The organism is Gordonia hankookensis (genome assembly GCF_014673215.1).
In the GTDB taxonomy this organism is placed as follows: domain Bacteria; phylum Actinomycetota; class Actinomycetes; order Mycobacteriales; family Mycobacteriaceae; genus Gordonia; species Gordonia hankookensis.
Window position 1 is genome coordinate 1,183,345 of sequence record NZ_JACWMS010000001.1, and the last position, 25,828, is coordinate 1,209,172.

At 67.0% G+C, this 25,828-nt stretch carries 27 protein-coding genes, 3 tRNA genes, 1 pseudogene and 1 riboswitch; of the genes and pseudogenes, 13 read left to right on the forward strand and 18 right to left on the reverse strand.

The window, feature by feature from the left end; all coding sequences use genetic code 11:
- Window positions 1–115 precede the first annotated feature (115 nt).
- The 4 genes from rpmG to IDF66_RS05235 all read right to left on the reverse strand — a co-directional run bounded on the left by rpmG (window position 116) and on the right by IDF66_RS05235 (window position 739).
- On the reverse strand, window positions 116–283 hold the full coding sequence (gene rpmG / locus IDF66_RS05220) for a 50S ribosomal protein L33 (protein ID WP_003929651.1): 168 nt from the start codon (window positions 281–283) through the stop codon (window positions 116–118).
- Between the two features lie 82 nt (window positions 284–365).
- A tRNA-Met gene (locus tag IDF66_RS05225) sits at window positions 366–439 on the reverse strand.
- Window positions 440–460: 21 nt separating this feature from the next.
- Window positions 461–533, reverse strand: a tRNA-Thr gene (locus tag IDF66_RS05230).
- 125 nt (window positions 534–658) lie between these two features.
- Window positions 659–739, reverse strand: a tRNA-Tyr gene (locus IDF66_RS05235).
- A gap of 236 nt (window positions 740–975) precedes the next feature.
- Here IDF66_RS05235 and IDF66_RS05240 point away from each other — a divergent pair.
- The gene (locus IDF66_RS05240) at window positions 976–1,467 is read left to right on the forward strand and encodes a YajQ family cyclic di-GMP-binding protein (RefSeq protein ID WP_164310969.1); all 492 of its coding nucleotides are present in this window, start codon (window positions 976–978) and stop codon (window positions 1,465–1,467) included.
- 261 nt (window positions 1,468–1,728) lie between these two features.
- On the opposite strand, the gene IDF66_RS05245 is transcribed toward IDF66_RS05240, so the two are convergent.
- Window positions 1,729–2,388, reverse strand: a complete 660-nt coding sequence (locus tag IDF66_RS05245) for a response regulator transcription factor (protein ID WP_190265929.1) — start codon at window positions 2,386–2,388, stop codon at window positions 1,729–1,731.
- Window positions 2,389–2,485: 97 nt separating this feature from the next.
- Here IDF66_RS05245 and IDF66_RS05250 point away from each other — a divergent pair, with 97 nt between their 5' ends.
- Together IDF66_RS05250 and IDF66_RS05255 are read left to right on the forward strand one after the other, a co-directional pair.
- Complete coding sequence (locus IDF66_RS05250; RefSeq protein ID WP_190265930.1) at window positions 2,486–3,415, forward strand: oxidoreductase; 930 nt, start codon at window positions 2,486–2,488, stop codon at window positions 3,413–3,415.
- Between the two features lie 275 nt (window positions 3,416–3,690).
- Entirely contained in the window at window positions 3,691–5,109 is a 1,419-nt protein-coding gene (locus IDF66_RS05255) for a stealth family protein (protein ID WP_190266322.1), read from the forward strand.
- Here the strand turns inward: IDF66_RS05255 and IDF66_RS05260 are convergent.
- Window positions 5,073–5,990 (reverse strand): phosphodiesterase, encoded by a 918-nt coding sequence (locus IDF66_RS05260; RefSeq protein ID WP_190265931.1) that lies wholly within the window; start codon window positions 5,988–5,990, stop codon window positions 5,073–5,075. The two genes, IDF66_RS05255 and IDF66_RS05260, sit on opposite strands and share 37 nt — an antisense overlap.
- Window positions 5,991–6,131: 141 nt before the next feature.
- Window positions 6,132–6,224: riboswitch (TPP riboswitch) on the forward strand.
- On the opposite strand from IDF66_RS05260, the gene IDF66_RS05265 reads away from it, so the two are divergent.
- Window positions 6,215–6,997 carry a 3-oxoacyl-ACP reductase gene (locus IDF66_RS05265; protein ID WP_190265932.1) on the forward strand — a complete coding sequence of 261 codons (783 nt, stop codon included), beginning with the start codon at window positions 6,215–6,217 and terminating at the stop codon, window positions 6,995–6,997. Its footprint overlaps the riboswitch before it by 10 nt.
- Window positions 6,998–7,036: 39 nt before the next feature.
- On the opposite strand, the gene htpX is transcribed toward IDF66_RS05265, so the two are convergent.
- On the reverse strand, window positions 7,037–7,897 hold the full coding sequence (gene htpX, locus IDF66_RS05270; protein ID WP_164310965.1) for a zinc metalloprotease HtpX: 861 nt from the start codon (window positions 7,895–7,897) through the stop codon (window positions 7,037–7,039).
- An 89-nt stretch (window positions 7,898–7,986) separates the two neighbouring features.
- On the reverse strand, window positions 7,987–9,006 hold the full coding sequence (locus tag IDF66_RS05275; RefSeq protein WP_190265933.1) for a polyprenyl synthetase family protein: 1,020 nt from the start codon (window positions 9,004–9,006) through the stop codon (window positions 7,987–7,989).
- A 102-nt stretch (window positions 9,007–9,108) separates the two neighbouring features.
- Here IDF66_RS05275 and IDF66_RS05280 point away from each other — a divergent pair, with 102 nt between their 5' ends.
- Both IDF66_RS05280 and IDF66_RS05285 read left to right on the forward strand, forming a co-directional pair.
- Window positions 9,109–10,383 (forward strand): geranylgeranyl reductase family protein, encoded by a 1,275-nt coding sequence (locus tag IDF66_RS05280; RefSeq protein WP_317628593.1) that lies wholly within the window; start codon window positions 9,109–9,111, stop codon window positions 10,381–10,383.
- Window positions 10,384–10,424: 41 nt separating this feature from the next.
- Window positions 10,425–10,643 (forward strand): annotated as a pseudogene (locus tag IDF66_RS05285) (oxygenase MpaB family protein); the annotation flags it as partial.
- Between the two features lie 71 nt (window positions 10,644–10,714).
- Here the strand turns inward: IDF66_RS05285 and IDF66_RS05290 are convergent.
- The 8 genes from IDF66_RS05290 to IDF66_RS05325 form a co-directional block, all read right to left on the reverse strand.
- The gene (locus tag IDF66_RS05290; protein ID WP_190265934.1) at window positions 10,715–11,413 is read right to left on the reverse strand and encodes a demethylmenaquinone methyltransferase; all 699 of its coding nucleotides are present in this window, start codon (window positions 11,411–11,413) and stop codon (window positions 10,715–10,717) included.
- 129 nt (window positions 11,414–11,542) lie between these two features.
- On the reverse strand, window positions 11,543–12,685 hold the full coding sequence (locus IDF66_RS05295) for a glycosyltransferase family 4 protein (protein WP_190265935.1): 1,143 nt from the start codon (window positions 12,683–12,685) through the stop codon (window positions 11,543–11,545).
- 96 nt (window positions 12,686–12,781) lie between these two features.
- Window positions 12,782–13,939, reverse strand: coding sequence for a phosphotransferase family protein (locus IDF66_RS05300; RefSeq protein WP_190265936.1), 1,158 nt, complete (start codon window positions 13,937–13,939; stop codon window positions 12,782–12,784).
- 11 nt (window positions 13,940–13,950) lie between these two features.
- Complete coding sequence (locus tag IDF66_RS05305; protein WP_190265937.1) at window positions 13,951–14,442, reverse strand: hypothetical protein; 492 nt, start codon at window positions 14,440–14,442, stop codon at window positions 13,951–13,953.
- 40 nt (window positions 14,443–14,482) lie between these two features.
- Window positions 14,483–15,220, reverse strand: a complete 738-nt coding sequence (locus tag IDF66_RS05310; RefSeq protein WP_203588553.1) for a hypothetical protein — start codon at window positions 15,218–15,220, stop codon at window positions 14,483–14,485.
- 122 nt (window positions 15,221–15,342) lie between these two features.
- On the reverse strand, window positions 15,343–16,149 hold the full coding sequence (locus IDF66_RS05315; RefSeq protein ID WP_190265938.1) for a CbbQ/NirQ/NorQ/GpvN family protein: 807 nt from the start codon (window positions 16,147–16,149) through the stop codon (window positions 15,343–15,345).
- On the reverse strand, window positions 16,146–17,678 hold the full coding sequence (locus IDF66_RS05320) for a nitric oxide reductase activation protein NorD (RefSeq protein WP_190265939.1): 1,533 nt from the start codon (window positions 17,676–17,678) through the stop codon (window positions 16,146–16,148). Before IDF66_RS05320 ends, IDF66_RS05315 begins: the two co-directional genes overlap by 4 nt.
- A 175-nt stretch (window positions 17,679–17,853) precedes the next feature.
- A complete protein-coding gene (locus tag IDF66_RS05325) occupies window positions 17,854–18,462 on the reverse strand; it encodes a TetR family transcriptional regulator (protein WP_223309114.1) in 609 nt (202 codons plus the stop codon).
- A gap of 159 nt (window positions 18,463–18,621) precedes the next feature.
- Between IDF66_RS05325 and IDF66_RS05330 the strand changes: the two genes are divergently transcribed.
- The gene (locus IDF66_RS05330; RefSeq protein ID WP_190265940.1) at window positions 18,622–19,239 is read left to right on the forward strand and encodes a Type 1 glutamine amidotransferase-like domain-containing protein; all 618 of its coding nucleotides are present in this window, start codon (window positions 18,622–18,624) and stop codon (window positions 19,237–19,239) included.
- Here the strand turns inward: IDF66_RS05330 and IDF66_RS05335 are convergent.
- Window positions 19,191–19,709, reverse strand: coding sequence for a DUF3592 domain-containing protein (locus IDF66_RS05335; RefSeq protein WP_190265941.1), 519 nt, complete (start codon window positions 19,707–19,709; stop codon window positions 19,191–19,193). The genes IDF66_RS05330 and IDF66_RS05335 overlap by 49 nt on opposite strands.
- Before the next feature lie 64 nt (window positions 19,710–19,773).
- Between IDF66_RS05335 and IDF66_RS05340 the strand changes: the two genes are divergently transcribed.
- Genes IDF66_RS05340 through IDF66_RS05350 form a run of 3 tightly spaced genes read left to right on the forward strand, consistent with a single transcriptional unit; the run spans window position 19,774 to window position 20,820 of the window.
- A complete protein-coding gene (locus IDF66_RS05340) occupies window positions 19,774–20,199 on the forward strand; it encodes a hypothetical protein (protein ID WP_190265942.1) in 426 nt (141 codons plus the stop codon).
- A complete protein-coding gene (locus tag IDF66_RS05345) occupies window positions 20,193–20,606 on the forward strand; it encodes a hypothetical protein (RefSeq protein WP_190265943.1) in 414 nt (137 codons plus the stop codon). Before IDF66_RS05340 ends, IDF66_RS05345 begins: the two co-directional genes overlap by 7 nt.
- Before the next feature lie 28 nt (window positions 20,607–20,634).
- Complete coding sequence (locus IDF66_RS05350) at window positions 20,635–20,820, forward strand: hypothetical protein (protein WP_190265944.1); 186 nt, start codon at window positions 20,635–20,637, stop codon at window positions 20,818–20,820.
- Window positions 20,821–20,851: 31 nt separating this feature from the next.
- Here the strand turns inward: IDF66_RS05350 and menD are convergent, their stop codons facing one another.
- On the reverse strand, window positions 20,852–22,528 hold the full coding sequence (gene menD / locus IDF66_RS05355) for a 2-succinyl-5-enolpyruvyl-6-hydroxy-3-cyclohexene-1-carboxylic-acid synthase (RefSeq protein WP_190265945.1): 1,677 nt from the start codon (window positions 22,526–22,528) through the stop codon (window positions 20,852–20,854).
- An 86-nt stretch (window positions 22,529–22,614) separates the two neighbouring features.
- Here menD and IDF66_RS05360 point away from each other — a divergent pair, with 86 nt between their 5' ends.
- The 3 genes from IDF66_RS05360 (at window position 22,615) to IDF66_RS05370 (ending at window position 25,808) form a co-directional block, all read left to right on the forward strand.
- Window positions 22,615–23,232: a class I SAM-dependent methyltransferase gene (locus IDF66_RS05360; protein ID WP_190265946.1), complete on the forward strand. Its 618-nt coding sequence runs from the start codon at window positions 22,615–22,617 to the stop codon at window positions 23,230–23,232.
- 149 nt (window positions 23,233–23,381) lie between these two features.
- Window positions 23,382–24,479 (forward strand): AbrB family transcriptional regulator, encoded by a 1,098-nt coding sequence (locus IDF66_RS05365; RefSeq protein WP_190265947.1) that lies wholly within the window; start codon window positions 23,382–23,384, stop codon window positions 24,477–24,479.
- 45 nt (window positions 24,480–24,524) lie between these two features.
- Window positions 24,525–25,808 (forward strand): saccharopine dehydrogenase family protein, encoded by a 1,284-nt coding sequence (locus IDF66_RS05370; RefSeq protein WP_190265948.1) that lies wholly within the window; start codon window positions 24,525–24,527, stop codon window positions 25,806–25,808.
- Window positions 25,809–25,828 lie beyond the last annotated feature (20 nt).

Consider the following 25,828-nt stretch of genomic DNA (forward strand, 5'->3'; position numbering starts at 1 on the left):
TGTGATGCTGTTCGTTCTCTTACCGGGTCCGGTGACGGAGTCCCCTTGCCACGGTAATGGCTGCGGGCCACCTCATCAGAGGTAGCCCGCGTATTTGCCATACTTTGCTGATCGCTCAGCGCGATTCCTTGTGCGCCTGATGCTTGCCGCAGTTCGGGCAGAACTTCTTGATCTCGAGGCGATCGGGATCGTTGCGACGGTTCTTCTTGGTGATGTAGTTGCGGTGCTTGCACACCTCGCACGCCAAGGTGATCTTGGGGCGAACATCTGTTGAGGAGGCCACTTCGTTGCCTTCTTTCGGGTGGTACGTGGCGGGCTCGGCATGCCCTTTGCGTGTCGGCTCCGAGCTGGTCGGCACCGATGTGTAGCGGTGGAGGGACTCGATCCCTCGACCTCACGATTATGAGTCGTGCGCTCTAACCAGCTGAGCTACACCGCCATGTGGACTGGAGGTCCAGCGAGCCCCCTGACGGAATCGAACCGTCGACCTTTTCCTTACCATGGAAACGCTCTGCCGACTGAGCTAAGGGGGCGTGCCCGAACGAACCCGTGAGCCGTTCGAGAGCCTTAACGAGGTTACACACGAACCCAGGCGCTCACCAAATCGCTGGTCAGCGACCGGTGGCGAGCGCCATGAGTTCAGCGTGAGACCACGTTGTGGCAGGTATAGGATTCGAACCTATGTAGCTTGCGCGACGGATTTACAGTCCGCTCCCTTTGGCCGCTCGGGCAACCTGCCGTGCCGTCCGTCGGACCGGTGACCGGCCGTAAGAACAACGCCGTGAAGAATACAACGAACTCTCGGTGTCGACGCAAACCGGCTGCTCAGCGCCGTCTCCTGGTCCCGGCCCGGACTCCTTCGTAGCGACGCGGGCGCAATTGCGCCGACGGTGCGCAGTCGTGTGCCGAGCGTGCGCAGCCGTTCGGCCACCGCACCCGGAAGCACCACACCGCGGGGCCGATAGGGTGTGACCCATGGCAGATTCATCGTTCGACGTGGTGAGCAAGGTCGACCGCCAAGAGGTCGACAACGCCCTCAATCAGGCGGCCAAGGAGCTGTCGCAGCGCTACGACTTCCGCGGCACCAACACCGGAATCGAGTGGTCCGGCGAAGAGAACATCGTGATCACCTCCGACGCCGAGGAGCGGGCTCAGGCCGGCCTCGAGGTCTTCAAGGAGAAGCTCATCCGCCGCGACATCTCGCTCAAGGCGTTCGACGCCGGCGAGCCCGCCGCATCGGGCAAGACCTTCAAGATCAGCGGCAAGATCGTCGAGGGCATCGACTCCGAGCACGCCAAGAAGATCTCCAAGAAGATCCGCGACGAGGGCCCCAAGGGTGTCAAAGCCCAGATCCAGGGCGAAGAACTCCGGGTCTCGAGCAAGAAGCGCGACGACCTGCAAGCCGTGATCTCGCTACTCAAGGGTGAGGACTTCGGGATCGCTTTGCAGTTCGTGAACTACCGGTAGCGGCGACCAAGCAACCGCACCCCCTCGCGACAAAGCAACCACACCCCCCTCGCCGATCGAGTAGCCGCGACGAAGGAACCCGCCCTTCTCGCCGATCGAGTAGCGGCGACCAAGCAACCGCACTCCTCTCGCCGATCGAGTAGCGGCGACCAAGCAACCGCACCCCCCCCTCGCCGACCGAGTAGCGGCCACCAAGCAACCGCACTCCTCTCGCCGATCGAGTAGCGGCGACGAAGGAGCCGCGTATCGAGATCGCCTCCCCTACACGATGCCCAACTCGCGCGCCCGCACACCGGCCTGGAACCTCGACTGCGCACCGAGCGCCGACATCAGGTCCGCGACCCGTCGCCGATAGGTACGCACACCGAGGCCGAGGCTGCGCGCGGCCGATTCGTCCTTGACGCCTCGGGAGAGCAGGTCGAGCACCTGCGGTGCCAGCCGACGGATGTCCGCGATCCGCGCGTCGTAGGTGGCGAGCTCCGTCGCCGACCGCCAGGCCGCCTCGAACAGCGACGACACCCCCTGCACGGTGGCGGCCTGCGTGATGACGCTGTAACTGCGCCCGCCTGCGGTCCGATCGCCTGCGAGGATCACCAGGCGACGGTCGAGGATGATCGTCTCGTTGATCTCGTCGGTGGTGACTCGGATCTCCGCGCCGAACTGGTCCCGGCGTTTGGCCAACTCGTGCGCCGCCACGGGGTCGAGCAGTGTCCCGGCCTGGTAGATCTTGCGAACGCGCTGATCGGGCCTGCGCTGCTGCGCGGCCGTGTCCGCGAGTTCCCCCGCGCCGTGTGACCAGGCGAAGGTCCACAGGTCGTTGGCCGCACACGCCACCTCGACGGCCGACGCGAACAGGTGCGCGGTCCGCGCGAACAGTTCCTCCTCGCCACGCACCACGGTGGCGGAATCAGTGCTGTGCATGGCCTCAATTGTGCGCCGGACAGGCCTGACAGCGCAGCCATGGCAGCTTGTTGCCATCGCCTGCGCGGTCGACGACGACAGAGCAATGCTGGTTTCCATGACAACTGAACCGACCACCTCAGCCACCATCACCACTGCCGACGCCGCAGGCACCTGGCAGCTCGGCGACCGCACCGTCAACCGCATCGGCCTCGGCGCCATGCGCCTGGGCGGTATGCCATGGGAAGCGCCCCGGAGCCGCGCCGACGCACTCGCCGTTCTCCGTCGGGCCATCGAGCTCGGCGTGAACCACATCGACACCGCCGCGTTCTACTTCACACCGACCCGCTCTTCCAACGAGCTGATCAGTACGGCCTTGCAGCCCTACCCGGAGCATCTCGTGATCACCACCAAGGTCGGACCGAGTCAATCCCGGGACGGCGAGTTCGAGCCGATGGGACGTCCCGAGCAGTTGCGCAGTCAGGTCGAGGAGAACATCCGTCAACTGGGCCTCGACCAGCTCGATGTGGTCAATCTGCGTTGGGGAACGTCGATGGACAAGATGGAGGGGTCACTGGCCGACCACCTCGGGGCGCTGGCCGAACTGCGCGATGCGGGTCTGCTGCGCAACATCGGCATCTCCAACATCACGGCCGACCAGCTGACCGAGGCGATCACCATCACGCCGGTGGTCAGCGTGCAGAACCGATACGGCCTCACCGACCGCGATGACGACGCCCTGCTCGAACTGTGCCGCGAACACGGCATCGCATTCGTGCCGTTCTTCGCCGTGGCCACCTCGACCTGGGCCTCCCCTGAGGGACCTGACGACACCGGGGAGGCCGAGATCGCCGCCGTCGCCGAGGCACACGGCGCCACCCCGGCGCAGGTCCGACTGGCGTGGACCCTGCATCGCGGGCCGCATGTACTCGCGATTCCCGGCACCGGAAATCCAGCCCACCTGGAACAGAACATCGCGGCAGGCGGACTCCGATTGACCGCCGACGAGGTCGCCGCACTCGATCGCATCGCCGACGCGGGGGCGTAGGAGCCGCGCGGGCCGGTCGCCCCTTGACCTGGGACTACACTGGACTTGTCGCGATTGCGGCGAGTATCCGGAAGGTCACCATCACCAATTCCCCCGCCCCGATCGATGTGTACCTCGTCGAACCCGAGCACGACTGCCCCCGCACCGAATCACTGCGTGCCGACCCCCTTCGCACCAAGGTGCGCCGATCGGCCCCGACCGGACGAACGTCCGATGTCGTCCGATCCAAGGGCCGTCTCGCGTTGATCAACACAAGCACCACGCCCCACCAGGCCATGATCGAGGATCTCCTCTTCGTGCGCGACGCTCTCGACAAGGCAGGCATCGCCTACCTGCTGGTTCGGGGGAACGACGAACGTCCGGTCCTGGCGATCGACTGGGCGCAGCGCAAGCACCTTCGATCGGCGTTGGCCGCCGCATGCACCGACCTTCCGTTCTACGCCAAGGCGGTTGGCGCCAAGCACGGCCGACCCGCTCTGGTCGCCGACGGCGCATTGTCGGCGCACCGCAAGGCGCGCGTCTTCCGTCTGTTCCGACCGCGCGTCCACCTGGACAGTGGCATGATGTACGGGGCATCGACCGGTGTGCAGATCGAGCTGTGGTCGAAGGCAGGCGACGATCTGCTGTTACCCGTGGCGAATTCGTTGACGCGGCGCACGGTTCCATCACAGGAAGCGATACGCAGCGAGGTCGAGAGGTTCGGCCGGACGTGGCCGACGTTCGAGAAGATGTTCGCCCACCAGGCCTCCGACATCACCTTCGACATCGATCTGGTGTTCTCCTGGGTAGACGGGTCGTCGAAGGAGTGGCAGGCCCAGCGCGCCGAGAGAATGCAGGGTTATGTGGTCGGCGAGGGCGACGATTCCGAAGCCCGCTTCCGCCAGATCGACGAGCTGCGGTATGCGTTGCGCAGCGTGCACATGTACGCCCCGTGGATCAGGCGGATCTTCGTCGCGACCGATTCGCCAAAGCCGGCATGGCTTTCCGACGATCCGAGGGTGACGTTCGTCCGCAGTGAGCAGTTCTTCGCAGACCCGTCGGTGCTTCCCACCCACAATTCACAAGCCGTCGAGTCCCAGCTGCATCGCATTCCCGGTCTCGCCGAACACTTCCTGTATTCCAACGACGACATGTTCTTCGGCCGTTCGGTGAGCCCGCAGATGTTCTTCTCGCCCGGCGGGGTGAGCATGTTCATCGAGGCGCCCATCCGAATCGGGTTGGGCTCCAACAACGATCAGCGCAGCGGATTCGAGAACTCCGCACGGGTGAACCGCGGGCTGCTCAGGGATCGGTTCGGCCTGGTGACCACCCGCCATCTCGAGCATGCTGCGACTCCCCTGCGCAAGAGCGTGATGGCGGAGATGGAGGACCTGTTCCCGGCCGAGTTCGCAGCCACCGCGGCCAGTACCTTTCGGGCCGAGACCAACATCTCGGTCACCAACTCGCTGTATCACTACTTCGCACTCATGAGCGGACGAGCTGTGGTGCAACGCTCTGCCAAGGTGAAGTACGTGGATACCACGAGGGCATCCGGTTTCCGCCAGATGGATTCGCTCTTGAAGAAGCGGTCGATGGACTTCTTCTGCCTCAACGACGGCAGCACTCCCGAGGTCGATCTGAACGTACGCGCCACCAAGGTCACCCAGTTCCTGCAGAACTACTTCCCGATCCCCGCACCCTGGGAAGCCGTCTGAGTGGTTACCTCGGGGCCCGGTATGCGGACCTCCGCCTCGATGAGTCGCCGCTCGGTCTCCGCCGACGTCACATATTCGCCGACCGTGTCGTAGTCGCCCACCGGAGCCACCGAGTGGACGACCGTTTCCGGATAGACATGCACCAGATTGAAGCCCTGGGCGCCGTTGCGACCACGCAATGCACCCGCCGGACCGGTGAGATCCTGCGTGTAGCAGGTGGCCGAGGCGACCGAGACGGGGATGCCTGCGAACATCGCGGTCGTCGAGTAGTGCAGGTGCCCGGCGAGGATGGATCGCACATCACTGCCCCGGAGAACGTCGGCCAGCCGACGCTGGTCGCGCAGCTCCACGATCACCGCTAGGTCGAGAACGCACGGCACGGGCGGATGGTGCATGGCCAGGATGGTGCCGTGTGGTGCGGGCACAGACAGTTCGGTCGCCAGCCATTCCAGCTGCTCGTCACCGATCTCGCCATGGTGGCGCCCCGGCACCGAGGTGTCGAGCGTGACGATACGCAAACCGTTGACGTCGTGGACATGGTCAACAGGCGCCGCCGTGGGCGCCTCGTCAAGCAGCTCCGCCCGGAACCGGGCACGATCATCGTGATTTCCGATGGCCCAGATGACCTCCGCGCCAATGGAATCGGCGACCGAATCGACGATCGACCGTAGCTTCCGGTACGCGGCCGTCTCTCCTCTGTCGGCCAGGTCGCCGGTGAACAACAGGGCGTTGGGGCGCACGTGCGAAGCCTCGACCTCGGCGAGGATCTGTCGCAGCGTCACATCACTGTCGACCGCACCGTACAGCGGGCCGTCATCGCCGACCAGATGCGTGTCACTCAGGTGCAGGATCAGGTGCGACGGATGGGGGTACTCCGACATCCGAATACCGTCTGGACCCCAATTGCTCATCGGTCTCCTGCTTCCGCCCGCCCGATGTGCAGAGCCCGATTGGGCGCCTGCCTGCCTCAAGCGTAGACGCGTTCGCCGGCTTCACGTGTTCGCGCGGCGCATGATGTGATTAATCACGACACGGGGTGCCGCACCGGCGGCTGAGACCACACCCGCCGAACCTGTCCAGTTAGCACTGGCGAAGGGATGTCCACATGAATGCGCTCGCTCCTGCACTCTCCGAGCAGATCGTCCTGGTCACCGGTGGCGCCCGGGGTCTCGGCGCCGCGATCAACAAGGCTTTTGCCGCACAAGGAGCCCGGCTGGTCATCAATTTTCACCGCAGCGCCTCGGCCGCGGCCGCGCTCGTCGATGAACTCGGTGGCGCCGGGCGGGCCGTGGCCCTGGGCGCCGATGTGACCGACCGCGACGCGGTGTTCGACCTCGTGGCACGGGCCCACGAACACTTCGGCGCGCCGGTCTGCACCGTGGTCAACAATGCGCTGGCCGACTTCTCGTTCAACGGTGATGATCGCGCCAAGCCCGACACCATCGATTGGCCTGCCTTCGACGCCCAGTTCCGGGGAACCGTCGCGGCCGCGCTCAACACCACGCAGGCGGTCCTCGGCGACATGCGGTCGGCCCGATTCGGCCGCATCGTCAACATCGGCACCAACCTGGTGCAGAATCCCGTCGTCCCCTATCACGACTACACCGCCGCGAAAGCCGCGCTTCTCGCGCTGACCCGAACGCTCGCCGCGGACCTGGGTCCCGACGGCATCGCCGTCAACATGGTGTCCGGCGGACTCCTGCGCACCACCGATGCCAGCGCCGCCACCCCGCCTGCGGTCTTCGACGCCATCGCCGCGGGCACGCCCCTGCGAGCCGTCACGACACCAGACGAATTTGCCGATGCCGTACTGTTTTTCGCGTCGCCGTGGTCGCGGGCGGTCACCGGTCAGAACCTTGTCGTCGACGGCGGGTTGGTCATGGACTAGAAACCAGGGCTGATCAGAACCAGGGCGACGGGACGCCGGTCACCCTCGACCCGAACGCCTCGCCATCTCCTGCAACCGTGCGATGCGGTCGGGTGTCGGCGGGTGGGACGAGAACATCTTCGCGACGTTCCCGCCTCGGAACGGGTTGGCGATCATCATGTGCGACTGCGACTCGATCTTCGGGTCCGGTGGCAGCGGCGCCTGATCGATCCCGCCGCTGATCTTTGCCAATGCCGAGGCCAGGGCCAGCGGATCGCCGGTGAGCTCCGCGCCCGACTCGTCGGCCTGGTACTCACGCGACCGGGACACCGACATCTTGATCAACGAGGCCGCCAGCGGTCCAAGCAGACTGATCATCAGCACGCCGAGGATGCCGGGGCCGTTCCCGTCGCGGTTACCGCCGCCGAAGAAGAACGCGAAGTTCGCCAGGCCGGTGATGACCGACGCCATCGCACCGGCCACCGACGAGATCAGGATGTCGCGGTTGTAGACGTGCGACAGTTCGTGGCCGAGCACCGCGCGCAGCTCCCGCTCGTCGAGCAGACGCATGATGCCCGCGGTGCAGCAGACGGCGGCGTTCTTGGGATTGCGGCCGGTGGCGAACGCATTCGGCGACTCGGTCGGGCTGATGTAGAGCGCAGGCATCGGCTGGCGGGCCGTCGTCGCGAGCTCGCGGACGATCCGGTACAGCACCGGCGCCTCGACCTCGGTCACCGGCTGCGCGTGCATCGAGCGCAGCGCGAGCTTTGCCGAGTTGAAATAGACGTAGGCATTCATGCCGACTGCCGCCAGCACCGCCAGCAGCAAGATGGTCGGGCTGCGGAAGAGCGCCCCGATCCCGACGATGATCGCCGACATCAGCCCCATCAGGGCCGCCGTCTTCAGGCCATTGAAGTGCATCTGTCCCTCGTTCTGAGCATCCGACCCGGCGCCCGTCGCCAGGTCCTTCACGTACCGAACGAACAGATGCGCGCCTGAGGTTCCCCGGTCTACCCGGTCCGGTCGATCGTGTACCGCACCAGCGACGACAACGCCGTGTGCGCGGGCCCCTCGGGCAACTGCGCGAGCTCGGCCTCCGCCTCGTCGGCGTAGGCGCGCAGACGGTCGTGTGCGGCCACCATGCCCGACGACGCGTTGAGCACCTCGATGGCCTCGGTGACCACCGCGTCATCGGTCACCGGACGGGCCGCCCCGGTCTGCGGATCGCAGAGTAGTTCGCGCAGCCGCGTGGATGCCGCATCGTCGGCGCGCAGGGCATAGAGAACGGGCAGCGTGTGCACGCCCTCACGCAGATCGGTGCCCGGGGTCTTGCCGGAGTCACCGGTTGCCGAACTGATGTCGATGATGTCGTCGGACACCTGGAAAGCGGTGCCGATGATGTCGCCGAGCCGCGACAGCCGCTCGATGCGGTCGGGCGCCGCATCCGAGGCCATGGCACCGAAGCGGCCGGCCGCCGCGATGAGCGAACCGGTCTTCTCCCACACCACCTGCAGATAGTGATCGATGGGATCGCCACCCTCGCGGACCCCGACGGTCTCGCGCATCTGACCGGTGACCAGTTCGGCGAATGTCTCCGCGATGATCCGCACGGCATCCGGGCCGAGTGTCGACACCAGTCGCGATGCGCGAGCGAACAGGAAGTCGCCGGAGAGGATCGCCACGCTGTTGGTCCAACGGGCATTGGCGCTGGGTGCACCGCGCCGCAACTGCGCCTCGTCCATCACGTCGTCGTGATACAGCGTCGCCAGATGGATCATCTCGACGACGGTGGCCGAGGTGATCACCTCCGACGCCCCGGGTCGTTCGCCGAACTGCGAGGCCAGGATCGCGAACATCGGGCGGAACCGCTTGCCCCCGGCCTTGGCCAGATGGGTGGCCGCCTCGGTCATGATCTCGTCGCCTGACGACAATTCGGTCAGTAGCAGGTCCTCGACCTGGGCCAACGATGCGCGCACGGTGTCGGCGAACTCGTCGGTGCCCAGGTCCAGCCCGGCGAATGTGGACTTCACGCGTTCCACCGCTCCATCTCGTCGTCGGTCTCGAGGGCCGCCGGTCGCTCTCGGGGCCTGCTGCCGAGCCTAGTCGCTGAGCGGGGCCGACATACTGGTCGGGTGAGTAGCGACATACCCCCACCCCGGATCCCGCAGCGCGCCGAGGTCCTCGTCGTGGGTGCCGGGCCGGGAGGATCCGCCGCGGCCGCACACGCTGCGACGGCGGGGCACGATGTGGTCCTGCTGGATGCGGCCACGTTCCCCCGCGACAAGACCTGCGGAGACGGACTGACCCCGCGCGCGGTCGCCGAGCTCGATCACCTCGGCCTCGGACGCTTTCTCGACGACCGGCCGCGCCTCGACGGCCTCACCCTGCACGGCTGGGGCGCCTCGCAGCAGATCCGGTGGCCGTCGGGTCGCTTCCCGTCCTTCGGCAGCGCCGTCTCCCGTGTCGAGCTCGACGAGGAGATCCGCGCACTCGCGGTGGCGCGGGGCGCACACATGGTCCAGGGAGCAAAAGCGGTCGACGTCACGATGCGCGACGGACGGATCGCCGACGTGGTCGTCGACACCGCCGAGGGCGCCCGGACGATCGCGGTGCGCGACGTGATCGTCGCCGACGGCGTGCGATCCGGACTCGGGAAGGCCCTGGGGCGCGAATGGCATCGCGACACCGCGTACGGGGTGGCCGCGCGCGCCTACGTGAGGTCGGGGCGCGCCGACGACAACTGGATGGGCTCACACCTCGAACTCCGCGGCCCCGACGGCGCACTCCTGCCCGGCTACGGTTGGGTGTTCCCCCTCGGCGGCGCGGGAGACAACCTGCTCAACGTGGGCGTCGGCGCCCTCGCCACCGCGAAACGCCCGGCGCACATGGCGTTACGGCCCGTTCTCGAGCATTACGCACACATGGTCGGCGAGGAGTGGGCCATCGAGGGCCCACCGCAGCGCCTCACGTCGGCACTCCTCCCGATGGGGGGCGCGGTCTCCGGCGTCGCCGGACCCAACTGGATGCTCATCGGCGATGCCGCGGCCCTGGTCAACCCGCTCAACGGCGAGGGCATCGACTACGCGCTGGAGGCCGGTCGCCTCGCCGTCGAACTGCTCGACGACACCGCCCGCTCCCCCGACCACACCACTCGCTGGCGTGATGTCCTGATCGGCCAGTACGGCCTGGCGTTCTCTGCAGCCCGACGGCTGGCCGGGCTGCTGACGGTCCCACAGGCCGTGCCCACCCTCGGCCGCCCCGGCATCCGCTCGGCACACCTGATGTCGATGGTCGTCCGTGTGATGGGCAACCTGATCACCCCCGACGACGCCGATCTGGTCGCCCGTGCATGGCGCACAGCCGGGCGACTGTCGTCGCAGATCGACCAACGCCCACCGTTCCGATGACACATTTTCGGTGATATGTTTCAACGATGAGTGCAGCCAGCCTTGCCACCCGCGGGCTGAAATTGCGCGGCCTCGCCATCCGGCTCGTCGCACGGCCCCGTGCAGAACCGCTCTACGGCCGTCAGACCAACCAGGTCCGCGGCTATCCGCGCGGCTACCGGCTCGAGGAACTCGGCACGTTCACCCCGGGCTGCCCGGTGCCACACCACCGCGCCGCCCCCGCCGACAGCAACCAGGATTCCGCCGACAGCACCACATAACCGACCCGCGGCCGCTACCCGCCGGTCGAGTAGCCGGCAAGGCGGCGGCCAAGCAGGCGTCCGAGTCCTCCTCAGCGCACCGCGGAATGAATCGCCGCGATTCCGCCGGTCAGGTTCTGCCAGGTGACATCCGAGAATCCGGCCGTCCGGAGCAGCGCCGCCAGGTGGGCCTGGTCTGGCCACGCGCGGATCGATTCCGCGAGATACACATACGCGGCCGGATTGCTCGACACCTTGGTCGCCACCGCAGGCAGCGCCCGCATCAGGTACTCCATGTAGACGGTTCGGAACGCGCGGATCGTCGGGGTGGAGAACTCACAGATCACCAGGCGCCCATTAGGTTTCAGAACCCGTCGCAATTCTGCGAGCCCTTTCGGCGCATCGTGCACGTTACGCAACCCGAACGAAATGGTCGCAGCATCAAAGGATTCGTCCGCGAACGGCAGGGCGAGCGCGTCGGCCGCCACCTTGGGCACGTCCCGGTGTGCGCCCGCCTTGAGCATCCCCAGCGAGAAGTCCGCGGCGATGCAGTGCGCGCCCGACGTCGCGAGCTCCACCGTCGACACCGCGGTACCGGCCGCCAAGTCCAGCACGACGTCGCCGGGACGCAGATCGAGGGCCTTGCGGGTCTTGCGTCGCCAGCCACGATCCTGCCCGAACGACAGCACCGTGTTGGTCCGGTCGTAGCGCTTGGCCACACCGTCGAACATGGCCGCGACCTCGGCCGGATCCTTGTCGAGCGTTGCGCGTTCCTGCGGCCCGGTTCCCATGTCGACTACGCTACCGGCCCCCGGGCGAGCAACGAGAACCGATATGAATGCAGTCTCAGCGAGAGCCCACGACAATAATCTCCTCGTCGGCGCGCTCACACCGCATCCGTATCCCGATCGCCGACGCACTCAGCCCGCGAGTGGGCGAATCGCCAGGTCACCATCGATGACGGCGAGGTAATGCCCGAGCAGCTCGTCGCAGGTCACCGGCCACGTACGCGCTCGGACCGCCGACAGCGCGGCACGACCCATCTCCGCCCGGAGCGCGTCGTCACGCAGCACCGCGACCACCGCGGGCAACCGGTCGGCATACTCCGACGGAGGCAGCAGGTAGCCCGTCCGGCAGTGGCTGACCAGGTCACGCGGGCCGCCGGCATCCGGACCGACGACCGGCAATCCGCTGGCCATCGCCTCCTGGATCGTCTGACAGAACGTCTCGTGCTCACCGGCGTGCGCGAACACGTCGAAGCTGGCGTAGGCCCGCGCCAGAGCGGCACCGCGGAGCTCCCCGGTGAACACCGCCCGCGGCATCAGGGCTTCGAGCCGAGCGCGTTCAGGCCCGTCGCCGACGATGACGAGTTGCACCGACGGATCGTCAGCCACCGAGGCCAGCCGCTCCACGTGCTTCTCGGGCGCCAGCCGGCCCACGAAGCCGACGATCAATCGGCCCCGGCCCCAATCGGAACGCAGTCCCGCATCCGCGTTCGCCGGGTCGAACTGTTCGAGATCGACACCCCGGCCCCAGTGATGCACTCGCGGAACACCCTGCGCGGCGAGCATTCTCATCGTGTCCGTCGAGGGCGCGAGGGTACGGTCGCACATCTCGTGCAACCGCCGCGTGTAGCGCCACGCCAGTCGCGACGTGACCGCGAGCCCGTAGCTGGCGGCAAATCCCGCGACATCGGTCTGGAACACCGCGACGGACGGCAGATCGAGGCGCCGGGCCGCGGCGGCGCCTGCCGCACCGACGACGAACGGCGAGGCCAGATGGACGACGTCGGGTCTCATGTCGCGCAATGTGCGATACAGGGTCGGCGTCGGCACTCCGATCGGCAACGACGTCACCTTGGGGACCATCACCGACGGCACCAGGTGCACCGGGGTCCGACGTCCGATCAGTCGTGGTGCCGCGTCCTCACCTCGCGGTGTGTCCGGAGCGATCACCAGGGCCTCGTGGCCGGTGCGTTCGAGGTGCTCGACGACCCGCAGGACGGAATTGACCACTCCATTGCACTGCGGCAGGAAACTCTCGGCGACGATCGCGACCCGCATGGCCCCATGGTGCCTCGACCGCCTGTCGGATCCGGTCGGCCGCGGTGAGTGCCGCCCGAACAATCGGTGAACTCTCTCCGATGTGCGCCCAGACGTTCAACGGTCCCGGTCGATCAGTTCCTCCAACACCGCGAAGCTGTCATGTGCGGTCACCCCCGCGACAGCACGCTCGACCCCCACCCGCGACACCTCGAACGGCTGCATGCGTTCACCGGCCTCTGCCGTGCACACCGCGGCCAGGAACATCTCGGTGATCACGGCGCGGTACAACGTCCACATGCGTTCCGGGTCGGCGTGCACACCCTTCGCGGCGAGGCGTCCGACGTAGCGTTCGACCAGGTCTCTCTCGATGACCCGCAGCAACTCCGGCTCCACCGACGCTGTGGCGAAGTACGCGACGTCGCGGATGCCCACCCCCGCAGATGCGATCTGCCAGTCGAGAAACCCCGGTCCATCTGCCTCGAAAAAGAAATTGCCCAGGTGCGGATCGCCGTGGATGAGTGTCCGGGGTTGCGCCGCCCAGAACGCGTCGATGTCGCCGCTGCGTTCGTAGAAGATGCGACACCGCCGCTTGGTGTCGTCGGGGATCAGATCCGCAGTGTGCCCGCTGATGTCGGCGATGAACCGGCGTCGGATGAGATCGGCGACACGGATCTCCGACGACGACCGATGCGCGAGCGGGTACAGGTCGCCGTCGAAACGCGCAGTGTCCCAATAGGTGCCGTGCAGATCCGCCATCGCGTCGACGACGGCCTCGGCCTCGGCCCGGTTCACCGAGTCGACGCAGGTCCGGAATTCGGCGGTGCCCGAGAGATCCTCCAATACCAGGGCACTGCGCCGCCGGAGCCGGTCGGCCTGCGCCACGTGACACCGCGGCACCCGGATCGGGGGGTTGTCGCCGAGCGCACGGTACGCGACCACCTCACGAGCGCCCAGTCGGAAGACATTCATGAGCACGTGCTGTAAGTAGTTGCGCGGCGGCAACTTCACGAAGAGCGTCTCGGGCAGGTCGGTGTCGGACTTGACCGCCACCCGCGCACGCGCGGCGGTGCCGGAATCCTGATCGAGTACATCCAGGGACGTGATCGCGCCGGGCGGCAGACCGAGAGCGCCTGCCAGCCATTGCGAGGTGACGTCGTCGATGCGCAATGGGATGCCTGCGCGCGCGGAGATGCTGCGATCGAGTCCGGCGCGGGCTGCCTCGGTGACCGCCAGGCCGACGCCCAGGACCGTGCCCAACGTCTGTGATGCCATCTGATCCCTCGTCAGTTCTGCGGACCGCCGGCCGGAACCTCCGGTGCAGGCGCCCGCTCCTGCGCAGCGGCCTGCGCCTGGGCCTTCTGACGTGCCTCACGTTCCTCCTTGTGGCGGACGAGTTCCCGGAATCCGATCCGGTCGAGGCCCGACTTGGGCTGGACTCCCCAATCGTCCTTCGCGGTGTCCCTGCCCGCGCCTTCGGGCGCTCCGCCGAAGGGCGGGCCCTTGATCGGGTACGGGCTGTCACATTCGGCGTTGTCGTCGGCCCAGCGCACCTTCATGAACTCGTCGCAGATCTGGGTCAGTGAGAGGGTGGGCCAGCCGTAGTAGATGGCCAGCGCAGGCACGGTCATCGACCCTTCGATGACGAGGACGACGAGGCAGGTGACGATGCCGCGCTTCAGCCACTTGTGCATCCGCGAGAACTGTCGGGTGGTACCGAGTGGCAGATCCTCCTCGGCGTCGGTGCCGGACTGGGCCGATGGCGTGGTCTTGGTCATGATGTTCTCCTCGGAGAGAAGGCGATGGTGGGCGGACAGTTCAATCCGAGAAGATCTCGCGGTTGACCGTGTGTAAGTACGGGATCGCCAGGAACGGCGTTATGTAGAAGATGTCGTAGAGCCACCAGCCGATGACGGGCAGCACGGTGCCCTGGAACCTGATGTCGCCGTACATCGTCATGTTGACGATGTAGCCGACCCAGATGACCACGCCGAACCAACAGGTCACGGTCAGCCACTGGTGTCCCCAGCGCTTCATCTGCAAGAACGCGATCGCGGCGGCGATGCGCATCGGGAAGACGACGAAGATGCAGGCGATCTCCCAGCCCTTCTCGCCAGGGGCACTGGACCCGCCGATCCACAGCTCGTTGTAGTGCCAGAAGTAGCCGTTGTCGACGAGATTGCCCCACGCGGTGAAGAACACCCGGTCGATGAGGGTGTGGTTGGCGAGGACGTCCATCACCCAGCCGATGCTGTTGAGGAAGGCGTCGAGGATCACCAGATATCCGATCAGGGTGACCATGATCGGGCGCACCGACAGGCCCTCCTGCTGCGCTCGCCGCTGAAGGTACAGGCCACGAAGGAAGATCGGGAGTCCGATCAGACCCAGGACGAAGGTGCCCATCAGCGCCGTGCCGACGATGAGCCAGTAGTCGGCCCGCCGCTGTGCGCGGCGACTGTCCTCGTCGTGCTCGTCGTAGGTCAACCCGGTCGTGGGCGATGCCTTCACCGCGGCGCCACCGGAGTCGTTCTTGCGATTGATCGTCGGAAAATTCACGTCGGCCTACCAATCCCTGGTCAAGGACATGTTCAGCTGAATCAGGAACATGCACAGCAGGAATCCGTACATGACGATCTGGAACACGATGAGTGCTCGCCTGCGCCTGCGGTCCTGTTCGTTCACGGTGTTCTCCTCGAGATGTCGGAAGACGTGGAAAGGTGTGCCGCCGCGATCTCGCGAAGGCCTTCGTGGATCGCGCCGTCGCTGCTCAGCGGCGCGAGGATGCATGCCTCGACGGCTTCCATCTCGCCGGCGCCGGCAGCGATGAAACGTGCCGCCGCGACGAGCACACGCGTCGACGGCGGCTCGAAGTGGAACACGTCGTCGGCGGACCGAATGGTGCCGGCGCACTCGACCAGTCGCTCCGCGACAGCACGGTCGACCTGCGCCTCGGCCAACAGCACCTCGACCTCGCGTTCAGCAGGTAGGTAGTCCATCGGCACGGTCACGAAGCGTTGACGGAACGAGGGTTTCAGCTCCTTGAGTGAACTCCGATAGGCCGGGTTGTAGGAGCAGACGAGCATGAAACCCTCGGGAGCCTTGATGGTTTCGTTCGCACGGTCGAGATACAGCGTGCGCCGATGGTCGGTGAGCGAGTGCAGGATCGCCAGCGAATCGTGACGTGCCTCGACGACCTCGTCGAGATAGCAGATCGCCCCGCTCTTGACCGCCATGGTCAGCGGGCCGTCGGTCCAGATGACGTCGCCGCCCGTGACCATGAAGCGACCGACCAGATCGGCACTGGTGAGATCGTCGTGACAACTGATCGTGATCACCGGGCGGGACAGCAGATGTCCCATGTGCTCGACGAATCGGGTCTTCCCGCAACCGGTCGGACCGGTGAGCATGACCGGCATGTGCTGGGCGAAAGCCCATTCGAACAGCTGCACCTCGTTGCCGTTGGAGAAATAGAGATCGTCGTTCATTGCGCAACCAACTCTCGGTGGATGTGGGCCAGGACCTCGGGGAGGTCGTCGGGACGCCGGATACGGCGAGACCGCCTCTCTCCGAACACCTCCGGCAGCGGATCGACGCGGACGGACCCGATGCCGATGTAGTACACCGAGACGCCCGCCTCTGCGGCCTCGAGGAGGGCATGCGCCACATCGGCCCACGCGTATCGGCCCTCGTACCCCTCGTCCGACATCAGTCCGTCGCCGATGATGATCAGCAGCCGCCGCTCGGACGGCTGATCCAGCAGTCGTCGGGTGAGGTGACGGATCGGTGCACCGAGGCGCGTGTAACCACCGGTGTGCAACCCCAGGCTGCTCGGGTCCGCGAAATGCGGATCGGCGAAGTCCTTGAGGCAGTTGACCTCCACTCGGTGCCGGGTATTGCCGGAGAACACGAAGATGCCGTGCTTCTCTCGGGAGAGCGTCATGGCCCGCGACAATGCGTCGGCGCACGCCAGTTCGGTACGGAAGGCACGTCCGCCGTTCGAGCTGAGCGACGAACTGCCGTCGAGCAGCAACGCCGTGCTGACGTCACGCGCGCTCGGCAGCAGCTCGCGGAACACCCGTGGCTGTCCTGCCTCACCCGTGAGCGTGTCGATGTAGTGGCTCACGTACCGGTCCACGTCGATGTCGGAGCCGTCCTCGAGACCGCCGCGCATGGCTCGGTGCGTGTGCTCGGCGAACCACCTCCGGATGTCCGGTGAGACCGGCGCGACGGAGCTGTTGCGAGCCGGCTGTCTGCGTTCGAGCACCGCGACGTGATCGATCAGGAACTCGTCGCGCCACATGTTCCACTCGGGGTACGGAATCCCGGCTCGCTGGTCGGCACGTATCTCGATCTCGTCGCTCTCGGGTTTGCTCGGCGGTGGCAGATTGGAGTTGCGTGCACCACCGTCGCCGCCCACCGGCACCGACATCAGCCGCTTCGCGTCGGTTCGCGACGACGTCCACGGCATCCGCCCATAGGCACGCCGGACCGTGGATGAGAGCGCGCCTCGCGCGGGCGCACGCAGCGGGAGATCCCCGAGCACGGGGTGACCGTCAAGTCGAGTCCGCGAGCGTGCGAGTGACAGGGCCCTTTCGATGATCTCCGCACCGTCGAGATCGTGATCACTGATCTCGAGATGCGGTATCCGGCGCCGGATCTCGGGCAGGAGACCCGGGAGTCGGTCGGCGATCCAGCCCGCCGCCACACTGCCCTCGACCAGCGACAGCGCGCCACGCTGCCGGGCATCGAGCTCGTGGAGTTCGTACTGGGCAATGCGATCCTTGGACGGGGAACACTGCAGTGCGACACCACAGGTGAGCGTCGAACGCCCCCAGTCCGGGCTCAACGGAGGGTACGGGACGTGCACGATGGTGCGGCCCGGATTCAAGCCGAATCCCCGACGCGATCCCGTCATCAGCCGAACGCCCTCACGACGTCGTTCGGAGAAGGCGACGGCCGTGAGTCCACAGCTACGTTCGACCGTCATCGCGTGCGTTTCCTCTCGGACGGTCATCGCACGCTCACCGCGACGGGTACCGACCGGGCACCGGGGCGCACATCGGTCAGAACGTTCCGATGTTGCTCATGATCCAGTACCAGAACGCGATGACCCCGATGATCAGGCCCCACGCAAAACCGAGTCGTACGATTTCCTGCCACATGTTCGGCTCCATCTCTGTCGGTTCGGTTCATCGAGGCTCCAGGCCGCGGATCGCGGTGGTCAGATAGTTCTCTATCGCCAAGTCGCGCAACGGCTTCGCATCCGAGGTGACCGCCAGCATCGCGTAGAGACCCAGGAGGAAGAAGACCGCGCTGTGGTATGGGTCCACGACGACCTCGGCTTCGCCGGCGTCGCGGGCCCGTTCGATCATGCCGACCACCAGTACGATCACCCGGTGTCCGCGCCATTCGTCGGTCAGCGGCCTCGTGGGCGAGAAGTGCACCGCGAGAACGTCCTTGAAGAGGCTCCTACCCAGCCTGCCCTCCATCGCAAGGATCAGGCGCACGGTCTCGGTCAGCGAGGTCCGGAGGTCCCGCGGTCTCGCGAGGAACCGATTCAACTCCCGGGCGATCCGGGCCTCTTCGCGTTCCTCGAGTTCGAGAAGTACGTGCTCCTTGGTCGGGAAGTGGAAATAGAAGGTTCCGCGCGCCACGCCGGCCGTTGTCGCGATGGCACCCAGATCGGCATCCGCCATCCCCCGCTCCCGGTATTCCGCGACCGCCGCGTCGAGCAGACGTTCACGCGTCTGCAGCCGCTGAGCTTCACGGCCCCTTGGCATTTCCCGCTCGATGCTCATGTTCCGCTCGTCACGTCCTCGTCGACAACCAGCAGCAACGGTAGGCACTGGTGTGCATCCCGTAAGCCCAACTGGAGTGATATTGACAGATGTCAGTGACAGGCGTCAACGAAATTGCGAAATCAGTTGTTTCCCATCCGGCGTGGCAGGCTGGTCGGCATGGCCGAGATGCTGCTGTTGAGTCGATGGCTGGGAGCGGTTCCCGCCTTCCTCTCCGCTCACGCTGTGGCCCCGAATGCGCGTATCGGCTTCGTGCCGACGGCATCGTCGATCTATTCCGACCGGGCCTGGATCGATCTGGATCGCAGCACGCTACGGCACCAGGGGTTCACCACCGTCGAGCTCGACATCGAGACGATGCCGACAACGGATCTGGCCGTCGCACTCGACGGCCTCGACGCGGTCTTCGTCTCCGGCGGCAACGTCTTCCACCTGCTGGCTGCGCTGCGCCGGACCGGGTTCGCCGAGATCCTCACCGAGCATGTCCGCGCAGGCCTCCCCTACCTCGGTGCGAGCGCGGGGGCCTGCGTCGTCGGACCCGACATCGAGCCGCTCGGCATGCTCGACGACCCGGCCGAGGCGACCGGCCTGCACACCACGACCGGACTCGGTTGGATCGATGAGGTGGTGGTGCCGCACGCCGACGGCATCGTCAGCGGAACGGCCGTGGTCGACGAGCTACGCGCCCGCTTCGCCGATCGGTTCGCGTTGCGATTCCTCGACGACGATCAGGCGTTGCTGGTCTCCGGTGACTCGGTCTCGGTGGTTGCGTCCTGATCCGGGTCGTCGGTGATGTCCTGGTGGGTGTTGTCGTGCGATGACGAGCGGGACAGCATCCGACGATTGATCTCGGACAGCGCGATCATCACCGCACCGACGACGAGCCACCCGACCACCGCGATCGACAGCGCCGGGATGATCGCCAGTGTCCAGCTACGGCCGGCCGGTCGCGCCAGGTCCGGGTTGGTGACGTCGTACTCGACACTGATCCGCTGGCCCTGGGTCAGCTCCGTCGGATAGAGAAGGCCGAGCCGAGGGCTGTGGAACTGTCCGTCGGGGGTCTGGAAGTTGACCGCGGCATGGAGCCGATCCGCCGACACGACGTCGGCCATGACCATCGCACGGTTCTCATCGATCTGCCGGTCATTCCGGTGACACCCCGCAACGAGGACCAAGCCCATCGTCGTGACCACCATGCCGAGTACGAGCAGCACGATCTGTACACGGCGCAGGATGGTCGGGTTCATGAATGACAGGATAGGACCTTCGGCGACCAGGGCCGTAAGCTGCTCGAGTAGTGGATTCCGTTCCGTGGGGGACATGGTTACCTTTGCCGATCTGAGAGACGCCCGACCGGCGCTGTGGGAAGCCGCCGCGGACGACATTCTGAACGTCAGCAAGCAGGCTGAACGCACCGCCGACAACATCCATGCCAACGGGGTGGCACCCCTGATGGACGATTGGCCCGACCATACGGGCGCCCAAGCACCGGGGACCCTCACGCAGTGCGCCATGCCGGGCGACGTCGTCTACTTCAACTATGCGCAACCGCACGCGTCCGGGGATGTCAGCCACCACACCGCGGTGGTCACGGGCGTATTGCCGGATGGCCAGATCCTGTACACCCAACACACACCTGGGGCGGCCAACTTGAGTGTGCAGGATCGTCTTCCGATGATCGAACAGAGCGAGGGACAACAATCGATCACCATCGTCCGACCATCGGAGACATGGTGAACGACTCCGGGGTGCGAACGCACCGCAACCAGAGCTGGTCGGCGTGCGCGATCGGCGTCGTGGCCCTTCTCGTCTCGGTCGCGAGCCCGGCGATCCTTCAGATGCGCAACGACGCGTGGGTCGACGACGCACTCCGGACACGGTGCCGAGATCTCGCGGAGCTTCCCCCGGCGACACTGTTCGGCGCACTTCAGATCACGTTCGCCGTGATCGCCGCGATCGCGTTCGTCGTGTCGTGGCGGCGCGCCCGACCCGCCGGTGCCCCGACCCTGCTGATCGCGATCGCGGCGGTCCTGTTCGTCGTCGCCGTGCTCGTCATGGTCTACGGTGCGCTCATCGTCGTCGATGCCCCCACCTCGCCATTCGAGGGCGTCGACGGCAGCGGCGTGCCCTGCGGTAGTGGATGACTCGAAACGCGAACACACGAGGTCAGCAATGAACGACAGAATCACCATCGATCCGACGGCAGTGCGCAGCGCAGGCGGCGCGGTGGACATCGAGGCCGGTGAGGCGACCGCCGCGCTGAAGGCGCTGTTCGATTCCGCTCAACCCGCCGAGGGCATCAGCCGGATCGCCACTGCGCTCAACGATCTCGGCAACGACCCGTTGGCAGGTCAGTAGGGCGAAGCGAGGGTCGGCCAGAACCGCACCCCTACTCCAACCTCGCCGCGATCGCCGCGTGCACGTCACGCAATGCCGCACGATCGGTGGTCACCTCGACCACCTCGACGCCACCCGCAGGCGCAGGCTCGCCCAGCACCGACGACAGCTCGCCGAGCGCGACCCGACGATGCGGGATATGGAAACCGGCACACAGCGACGCGAGGTCGGCGCGGTGCGGCGTCCCGAAGATCCGTTCGTAGGCGCCCGCGTAGGGACCGCTGTTGAATCGCGGATCGCCCTGCTCCAGCAATCCGAAGATGCCGCCGCCGTCATCGTTGGCCACGACGATCCGCAGCGACGACGGGCGCGGCTCACCCGGGCCCACCACCAGCCCGGTGACGTCATGGATGAAGGTCAGATCGCCCATCAGGGCGATGGTGTGCGCCCCGGGGTCGGACCGATCCAGCGCCAGCGCCGCTCCGATCACCGTCGAGTTGGTGCCGTCGATCCCCGCGACACCGCGATTGGAGAGCACTCGGACGCCCTCGGTGACCCGTCCGGCCAGCGCGACGTCGCGGATCGGGTTGCTCGCCCCGACCACCAGCTGGTCGCCCGGTCGCATCGCGGCGCTCACGACGCGGGCGACGTGAAGTCCGGTGGCGGCATCCGGATCGTCGAGCAGCAGGCTGTCGAGCTCGGCGTCCACGGCGCCCAGCACCCGCTGCTGCGCCGCCGCGCACTCCTTGAGCCACTCCTCGCGGGCCTCCCCGATCGGTTCGACGCGCGTGCCGGTGGCGTACACGTTGCCGGACACATCCGGCCAGCGCGGACCGGTGGTCAGCGCATAGACACGCACCTCCGGGTCGGCCAGCAGCTGCGAGACGCCGCGGTGCAGCGTCGGACGACCGCAGATGATCGCCTGCTTGGGCCGCAACGACCCGAGCGCCAACGGATGCAGCGGCGTATGCGCTTGCGGCGCAGTCGGTTCTGCCACCGTCGGGATACCGGCGAGCGCGGGATGGATCCCCGCCCCATGCCCCGAGACGACGACGGTGTCGAGCGACAGGTCGATCGGGATCGGCACGTCGAGCTTGCCGACCGGGGCCTGCGTCCACGGAAGTCCGTCGGGGCGGCCGGCGAAACTCCCGAGATCGTCGTCGGGTCCGGCGCTCGCATCGGGCACCAGCGGCTCGCGCAACGGGATGTCGAACTGGACCGGTCCGGCGTTGCCGGTCCGGGCACCGCGGGCGGCCGCCAGCACGCGACCGACCGCCGACCGCCACTGGCTGTTCGTGTCGAGGTCCTGTTCGGCCAGGCCGAGGCTGATCGTCGCGCGCACCTGGGTGCCGAAGATGCCGAACTGTTCGACGGTCTGGTTGGCTCCCGATCCCAGGAGCTCGTACGGCCGGTTCGCGCTGACCACCACCAACGGCACCCGCGCATAGTTTGCCTCGAACACCGCCGGGCTCATGTTCGCCACCGCGGTACCGCTGGTCATCACGATCGGTACCGGCTGTCGCGACGCCACCGCCAGCCCGAGGGCGAGGTAGCCTGCCGACCGCTCGTCGATCCGCACGTGCAGCCGAAGCCGGCCCGCCGTGTCAGCCGCATGCAGTGCGAACGCGAGGGGCGCGTTGCGCGACCCCGGGCACAGGACCGCCTCGGTCACGCCGCCGCGGATCATCTCGTCGACGATGACCCGGGCCTGCAGAGTCGAGGGATTCATTCCATCAGCGTAGGACTGCTTCCGGTTGTCATCCGAACGGCCTGACGACAGTGGTGCCCGTCACATGGTTGCGGCAGGATCGAGGCATGGGCTTCTACGACGATCGCGTCCTTCCGCACCTGATCAACCTGACCTGCGGGATGTCGGCGCTGACGCCGTTGCGCAGGCGCACCTGCGAAGGGCTGTCCGGAGACGTCGTCGAGCTGGGATTCGGCTCCGGCCTCAACGTCGACGTCTATCCCGACACCGTGACCCGCGTGTACGCGATCGAACCCTCCGACGGTGGGTGGGCAATCGCCGCCGACCGCGTCGCGTCGTCGCGCGTCCCCATCGAACGAGCCGGCCTCGATGGCCAGCGTCTCCCTTTCGACGACGACACCTTCGACGCCGCGCTCACCACGTTCACGATGTGCACCATCCCCGACCTGCCCGCCGCGCTGTCGGAGGTCGCGCGGGTGGTGAAGGGCGGTGGCACAGTGCACTTCCTCGAGCACGGCAACGCGCCCGACGCCGCGGTGCGTCGCTGGCAGCACCGGCTGGAGCCGATCCAGCGCCGGGTGGCCGGAGGCTGTCATCTGACCCGCGACATCCCCGGCGCACTCGCCGACGCGGGCCTCACCGTCACGGCTGTCGACCGCTTCTATCAGCCGGGCACCCCGAAATCGTTCGCCGCGATGAATCTCGGCGTCGCGCGGGTCCCGTGATCTCGATACACCCGCTCGCCGTCTACTCGATCAGCAGCTGACGCATCCCGGCAGTCGAGTGTCGACGCGCGAGCATCCCGAGCTCGTCGCGTACCGAAACCGAACCCGAGACCCAGGCCACACCCACCCCACCACCTACTCTCGACCGAGTGCGTCGCTGGATCGTGTTGGCCCTCCTCACCGCGATCGCGACCTACCTTCTCGAACTCCTCGAAGTGGACGCGGCCGCGTTGTTCGCCGGACTCGTCGTCGCAGGCACGCTGGCCATCGCCGGTGTCGCCCCGCGCCGACGGACGCCACCGCGTGCGGCTGCCGAGGGCGATCCCGCCGACGACTCCGCCCCGCCCGCCATCCCGCGGCCGGCGATGCTCGCAGCCCAGGGCGTGCTCGGTGTCTACATCGGGACCATGGCCGATCCGGAGACCCTGTCCGGACTCGGGTCGTCCTGGCTCCCGGTACTCGCCATCGGCCTGGGCACGCTGGCCCTCTCGGTGATCGGCGGCGCGCTGCTGGGTCTGCATCGTCTGGTCGATCCGTTGACCGGATCTCTGGCCCTGGTGGCCGGCGGCGCGTCCGGGCTGGTCGCGCTCACGAGGGAGCTCGGCGGCGACGAACGTATGGTCGCGGTCATCCAATATCTGCGGGTCGCACTGGTCACCATCACGATTCCGCTGGTGGCCTCGGTGGTCTTCGACGCACATTCGTCCGGCGCCTCGGTGGCATCGCCGAGCGGCGGTGACCAGGCCTGGGGACTCCTGTTGCTGGCGGTCGCCCTGGGCATCGGCATACCGGTCGGGCGGCTCGTCCACCTGCCCGCCGCCGGACTCCTCGGCCCGATGGCGGTGGCCACCATCGCCGAACTGACCGGGCTGGCAGGCGACGCCGCGGTGTCGACGATTCTGCTGACCGTGGCCTACGCGGTGATCGGGTGGCAGGCCGGACTCGGGTTCACGATGGACCGGCTGCGGGCCATCGGCCGTGTCCTGCCGGCCGCGCTCGTACTGATCCTGGCGATCGGTGTGGGCTGCGCGCTGCTCGGGGTGGTGCTGTCGGCGTGGACCGGCGAATCGATGTTCGACTGCTACCTCGCCACCACTCCCGGCGGCATCTACGCCGTGCTCGCCGCCGCCACCGCGGCCGGCTCGAATGTCGCGTTCGTCGTCGCGGCCCAGATCCTGCGCGTGTTGCTGATGCTGTTCGTGGCGCCCTTCGCGGCGCGTGCCGCGGCCCGCCGGTTGGTGCGGTGACCGGCGACCTCGACCGGGTACCGGCACCTGACTAGAGTCGGGGGCATGAACGGGGATGCCAGCTCACCAGCACCAGGATCGAATGCCCGCGAGTTCGACGTCGTCGTATTCGGTGTCACCGGGTTTGTCGGCGAACTGACCGCCCGATATCTTGCCGAGCACGCGCCGACCGGCACCCGGGTCGCGTTGGCGGGACGGTCGGAGACCAAGCTGGCGGCCACCCGCAAACGGCTGCCTGCCCGCGCGCACGACTGGCCGCTGATCGTCGCCGACTCGTCGTCGCCTGCATCGCTCGACGCGATGGTCGCCCGCACCCGCGTCATCTGCACCACTGTCGGGCCCTACCTCCGCTATGGCGAGGCGCTCGTGGTCGCGGCGGCGAGCGCAGGCACCGACTACGTCGACCTCACCGGCGAGGCCCCCTTCGTCCACTTCTCCATCAACAAGGCGCACGAGACGGCCGTCGCGACCGGCGCAAGGATCGTCCATTCCTGCGGGTTCGACTCCGTTCCCTCGGACCTCGGTGTCTACCTGCTGTACAACAAGATCGCCGACGACAAGGCGGGCGAACTCACCGACACGACCTTCGTGGTCAAGTCGTTCAAGGGCGGCATCTCCGGCGGCACCTTCGATTCGGTGCGGGTCATCGCCGAGCAGTCGCGCGACGCGGAGACCCGGAGGTTGCTGCTGAACCCGCACTCACTGTCGGGTGAGCCCGGCAACACGCCGCGGGTGTCGATGTCGTCGGAGCCCAGCGACATGACGATGATCAGCGCCAAGAAGGTCGATCCGTCGATGCGCGGGACCTTGGCCCCGTTCTTCATGGCGGCGTCCAACACCCGGATCGTGCGCCGGACCGACGCCCTGCTGAACAACCCTTACGGCAAGGACTTCCGGTACGCGGAGACGATGTCGGTCGGCCAGGTCCCCGGTGTCTCGACACTCATCGCCGGTGTCGTCGCGGTGGGCACGGGCGTCTTTCTCGGCGCGATGAGCTTCGGTCCGACCCGCAAACTCCTCGACCGTCTGCTCCCGAAGCCCGGCGAGGGACCGAGCGTAAAGGTCCGGGAGAAGGGATCTTTCGTCACCGAGACCTACACAACCACGACCACCGGCCGCCGGTACCGCTCGCAGATGCGCATGAAGGGCGACCCCGGTTACAAGGCGACCGCCATCATGCTCGGCGAGAGCGCACTGACACTGGCCCTCGAACGCGACCGGCTCTCGAGCCTGACCGGCGTGCTGACCCCGGCCGCGGCCATGGGCGACGTCCTCGCGAATCGCCTCCGCGCCGCCGGCGCGACCCTCGACGCCGTCGAGCTCACCTGAGCGCCGCCAAGGCAACCGGA